At 39.9% G+C, this 4,503-nt stretch carries 7 protein-coding genes and 1 tRNA gene; all 8 read right to left on the bottom strand.

The genetic code is table 11. The annotated features are described in order from the left end of the window. Window positions 1–232: 232 nt before the first annotated feature. Entirely contained in the window at window positions 233–613 is a 381-nt protein-coding gene (gene rplL / locus EA341_RS00800) for a 50S ribosomal protein L7/L12 (protein ID WP_293010776.1), read from the bottom strand. A gap of 43 nt (window positions 614–656) precedes the next feature. Further along, window positions 657–1,196, bottom strand: coding sequence for a 50S ribosomal protein L10 (gene rplJ, locus EA341_RS00795; RefSeq protein ID WP_293010775.1), 540 nt, complete (start codon window positions 1,194–1,196; stop codon window positions 657–659). Between the two features lie 2 nt (window positions 1,197–1,198). After that, a complete protein-coding gene (gene rplA / locus EA341_RS00790) occupies window positions 1,199–1,897 on the bottom strand; it encodes a 50S ribosomal protein L1 (protein WP_293010774.1) in 699 nt (232 codons plus the stop codon). Window positions 1,898–1,909: 12 nt separating this feature from the next. Then, entirely contained in the window at window positions 1,910–2,353 is a 444-nt protein-coding gene (gene rplK / locus EA341_RS00785) for a 50S ribosomal protein L11 (RefSeq protein ID WP_293010773.1), read from the bottom strand. Between the two features lie 3 nt (window positions 2,354–2,356). Further along, window positions 2,357–2,914, bottom strand: a complete 558-nt coding sequence (gene nusG / locus EA341_RS00780; RefSeq protein WP_293010772.1) for a transcription termination/antitermination protein NusG — start codon at window positions 2,912–2,914, stop codon at window positions 2,357–2,359. A gap of 18 nt (window positions 2,915–2,932) precedes the next feature. Continuing rightward, complete coding sequence (secE, locus tag EA341_RS00775; RefSeq protein ID WP_009034230.1) at window positions 2,933–3,121, bottom strand: preprotein translocase subunit SecE; 189 nt, start codon at window positions 3,119–3,121, stop codon at window positions 2,933–2,935. A gap of 17 nt (window positions 3,122–3,138) precedes the next feature. Beyond that, window positions 3,139–3,209: transfer RNA gene (locus tag EA341_RS00770), tRNA-Trp, on the bottom strand. A gap of 116 nt (window positions 3,210–3,325) precedes the next feature. Next, the coding region (tuf, locus tag EA341_RS00765) for an elongation factor Tu (protein WP_293010771.1) at window positions 3,326–4,503 on the bottom strand (1,178 nt) is incomplete at its 5' end.

The following is a 4,503-nucleotide window of genomic DNA, read 5'->3' as shown; positions in this document are numbered from 1 at the left end:
ATCTAAGAAATCCGGATAGTCTTTGACTACCTTAATAGATGAGAAACTTTTCCTTACGGTTTGATTCTGGATAGCCAAGGCAGTATATGTTTTTAGTGAAAATTATTTATGGAAAGCGACAATTTTCGCTTAGAATAGTGCAATTTTAATTCTGTGCACAAACAGGAAAAGACCTGACTATACAGTCAGGTCTAAACGTTTAACCTTACCTTAATTGGAAAGGCTAAACAAATTACTTAAGCTCTACTTCAGCACCAGCTTCTTCAAGAGACTTCTTCAACGCTTCAGCCTCGTCTTTAGCGATACCTTCTTTTACAGCTTTAGGAGCGCTGTCAACTAGTTCTTTAGCTTCTTTCAAACCAAGACCAGTTAATTCTTTAACAAGCTTAACTACAGCAAGCTTTGCGCCTCCTGGAGCTTTTAAGATTACATCAAAGGTAGATTTCTCTTCTTCAGCAGCGCCATCAGCACCACCAGCACCACCAGCAACAGCTACCGCAGCAGCAGCAGCAGGCTCAATGCCATACTCGTCCTTCAATATATCAGCCAATTCTTTTACTTCTTTTACAGTCAAGTTTACTAACTGATCAGCAAGTTGTTTAAGATCTGCCATTGTATTACTATTTAGATTGTTGTTTTTTTACTTAATGATTTGATTATGATTCTTTTTCAGAAAGAGTCTTCACGAGTCCCGCCAAAGTATTTTGTCCACTCTGAAGAGCAGAAATAAGATTTTTGGCTGGTGATTGAAGAAGCATGATAACGTCTCCAATAAGTTCTTGCTTCGATTTCAAGCTAGAGAGCATCTCTAACTGACTTTCACCCAAAAATACATCTGAGTCTATGGAAGCACCCTTGAAAACAGGTCTTGTTTCTTTTTTCCCTTGTTTCTTTCTGAAGTCCAAAAGAACTTTAGCAGGTAAATTACCTACTTCTTTTGAAAATATGATTCCTGAAAAACCTTTCAATGCATTTGAGGAAAGTTCCTCAAAATCACCATCAAGATTTTCCAATGCTTTTTTGATCAATGTGTTTTTGTACACTTTGTACTCAACACCCTTCTCAAAGCAAGTTCTTCTGAAGGCATTTACCTGCGCGACATTGAAACCCGATGCATCTGTTATATAGAAATAAGGGTTTTCTCTGAATTTCTCGGTAAGACCTTCGATTATTTCTAATTTTTCTTCTCTAGTCATGATTAAATTCCTTGAATACTTCCTTTATCTATTTTGATGCCAGGAGACATAGTACTTGACAAGTGTATGCTCTTGAAATAAGTTCCTTTAGAAGAGACAGGCTTCAGCTTTGAAATCGTATTTAGAAGTTCCTGTGCATTGTCCTGAATTTTATCAGGGCCAAAAGACACTCTTCCAATACTAGCATGAATAATACCGAACTTATCTACTTTAAAGTCGATTTTACCTGCTTTTACTTCTTTTACTGCTTTACCTACTTCTAAGGTAACCGTTCCGGATTTCGGATTCGGCATAAGACCTCTAGGTCCCAATACCCTACCCAATCTACCTACTTTAGCCATAACGTTAGGCATTGTGATGATGACATCGATGTCAGTCCATCCACCTTCGATCTTGGTAATGTAGTCATCCAGACCTACATAATCTGCACCAGCTTCTCTAGCTTCTTCTTCCTTGTCAGGAGTACAAAGTACAAGTACTTTGACCTCTCTACCTGTTCCGTGTGGTAATGCTACCACACCTCTTACCATTTGATCAGCTTTCCTTGGATCAACACCCAGACGGATGTCTAAATCTACAGAAGCGTCAAAGTTGGCATTGGTAATATCCTTTACAATGGAAGAAGCGTCCTCTAGGGAGTACTGCTGGCTTGGGTCGTACTTAGAAAGAGCTTCTTTTTGCTTTTTTGTTAACTTAGCCATAGTGTTTTTAAATTAATCCTCCCAGGGGGCTTTACCAGAAACAGTGATACCCATACTTCTAGCAGTACCTGCAATCATTTTCATGGCAGATTCTACTTTGAAAGCGTTTAAGTCAGGCATTTTCACCTCAGCAATCTCCTTTACTTGATCCCAAGTAACTGATCCTACTTTTTTCCTGTTTGGTTCCGCTGAGCCACTTTTGATTTTCGCTGCCTCTATCAGCAAATTCGCTGCTGGAGGAGTTTTTACTACGAATTCAAAAGATTTGTCAGAGAAAACAGTAATCAAAACAGGTAATACCTGACCCATTTTATCTTGGGTACGGGCATTAAACTGCTTACAGAACTCCATGATGTTCAAACCCTTGGAACCAAGGGCTGGACCTACTGGAGGTGATGGATTTGCCTGGCCACCTTTCACCTGTAATTTCACATAACCAGTGATTTCCTTAGCCATTTCCTAGTCTTGTTTTTCTACTTGTATAAAGTTTAATTCTACAGGGGTATTTCGACCGAAGATCTTGACCATAACATTCAATTTCTTCTTGTCTTCAAACACCTCTTCTATTGTTCCCGAGAAACCACTGAAAGGACCATCCATTACTTTTATGGTCTCTCCAACTATATATGGCGTATCTGTTTTCTCTGCAAACTCATCAATCTCCTCAACACGACCTAAGATCCTGTTGATTTCTGACTGACGTAATGGCTCAGGGGTTTTGGAAGCCCCCCCTTGGTTTGACCCTAAGAAACCGATAACTCCCGGGATACTCGTAATTACATGATTGGTTTCACCATGTGATAGGTCGGCATTAATCAAAACATATCCTGGAAAGAAATTTCTTTCCCGCACACGCTTTTTACCGTTACGCATTTCGTAAACTTTTTCGGAAGGTATCAAAACCTCAGGAATATAATCCTCAAGCTTTTGTCGGAGAATTTCGTTATCCAAGTAAGTCTTGGCCTTTTTCTCCTGACCTGCTACCACCCTAAGTACATACCACTTATGTTCAGCCATCAGTAATTTCTATTCAGATTAGAATAAGTCGTAGAACCATTTCATTAAATTCTCGAATCCCAAATCAATGAGTCCTATAACCAATGCAAAAATGATAGATGCTACTATCACCAATACAGCACTGTTTTGCAAAAATGAATAAGAAGGCCAAGTGACCTTGTTCTTCATTTCGTCTATGGATTCTACAACAAAATTTTTAATATTCATGGTCTACTATGATTTTGCACGGGCAGAGAGATTCGAACTCCCATCAACGGTTTTGGAGACCGCTATTCTACCATTGAACTATGCCCGTAGAATATTTGGTTCCCCAAAAGGGAACGCAAAAGTAGTTACAAATGGAACAAGAAACAAATGCGATCCCGAAAAATAATTCAGGATCGCATTTGATATTATAATCAATTTTGAATTTTAGTCTAGAATTTCAGTTACTTGACCAGCACCTACTGTTCTACCACCTTCTCTGATAGCAAAACGTAGACCTTTTTCCAAAGCAACAGCGTTCAACAAATTCACTTCGATTGTAACGTTATCACCTGGCATAACCATTTCAACGTTCTCTGGAAGTTTGATCTCTCCAGTCACATCTGTAGTTCTCAAGTAGAACTGTGGACGGTACTTGTTGAAGAATGGAGTATGACGTCCACCTTCTTCTTTTGAAAGAACGTAAACTTCCGCTTTGAAGTGAGCATGAGGAGTAACAGATCCTGGCTTACAGATAATCATACCTCTCTTAATTTGAGACTTTTCAATACCTCTTAGCAACAGACCTACGTTATCACCTGCTTCACCTCTATCAAGGATCTTACGAAACATCTCAACACCAGTCACAGTAGACTTAAGGCCTTGAGCTCCCATACCGATAATATCAACAGGGTCTCCAGAGTTGATTACACCTCTTTCAATTCTACCAGTTGCAACAGTACCACGTCCAGTAATGGAGAATACGTCTTCTACAGGCATCAAGAAATCTTTGTCAACCAAACGCTCAGGAATTGGAATGAAATCATCAACCGCAGTCATCAATTCCATTACAGTGTCAACCCACTTCTCTTCTCCGTTCAATGCACCAAGTGCTGAACCTGAGATCACAGGGATGTTGTCACCGTCAAACTCATAGAATGAAAGCAATTCTCTTACTTCCATTTCTACCAATTCAAGAAGCTCAGGGTCATCGACCATGTCAACTTTGTTCAAAAATACTACTAGTGCAGGTACACCTACCTGACGTGCAAGAAGGATGTGCTCTCTAGTTTGAGGCATTGGTCCATCAGTTGCAGCTACTACAAGGATAGCGCCATCCATCTGGGCAGCACCAGTTACCATGTTCTTCACGTAATCCGCGTGACCAGGACAATCTACGTGAGCGTAGTGTCTCTTTTCAGTTTGGTATTCTACGTGAGAAGTGTTAATGGTAATACCTCTCTCTTTTTCTTCAGGAGCGTTGTCAATTGAAGAAAAATCTCTTAATTCAGAAAGACCTTTTTTCGCCAAAACTGTGGTAATGGCAGCAGTCAAAGTTGTCTTTCCATGGTCTACGTGACCAATCGTACCGATATTAACGTGCGGTTTGGAACGGTCAAAGGTTG

Origin of the sequence: Mongoliibacter sp. (genome assembly GCF_007692705.1) — a bacterium.
Classification (GTDB): domain Bacteria; phylum Bacteroidota; class Bacteroidia; order Cytophagales; family Cyclobacteriaceae; genus Mongoliibacter.
Note: the sequence above shows the minus strand (reverse complement) of the source record. Positions and strands in the feature narration are given on the sequence as shown.

Bases quoted from the DNA above. Each gene is read 5' to 3' on its own strand.
- rplL (WP_293010776.1), bottom strand. From the start codon at position 613: ATGGCAGATCTTAAACAACTTGCTGATCAGTTAGTAAACTTGACTGTA.
- rplJ (WP_293010775.1), bottom strand. From the start codon at position 1,196: ATGACTAGAGAAGAAAAATTAGAAATAATCGAAGGTCTTACCGAGAAA.
- nusG (WP_293010772.1), bottom strand. From the start codon at position 2,914: ATGGCTGAACATAAGTGGTATGTACTTAGGGTGGTAGCAGGTCAGGAG.
- rplK (WP_293010773.1), bottom strand. From the start codon at position 2,353: ATGGCTAAGGAAATCACTGGTTATGTGAAATTACAGGTGAAAGGTGGC.
- rplA (WP_293010774.1), bottom strand. From the start codon at position 1,897: ATGGCTAAGTTAACAAAAAAGCAAAAAGAAGCTCTTTCTAAGTACGAC.
- secE (WP_009034230.1), bottom strand. From the start codon at position 3,121: ATGAATATTAAAAATTTTGTTGTAGAATCCATAGACGAAATGAAGAAC.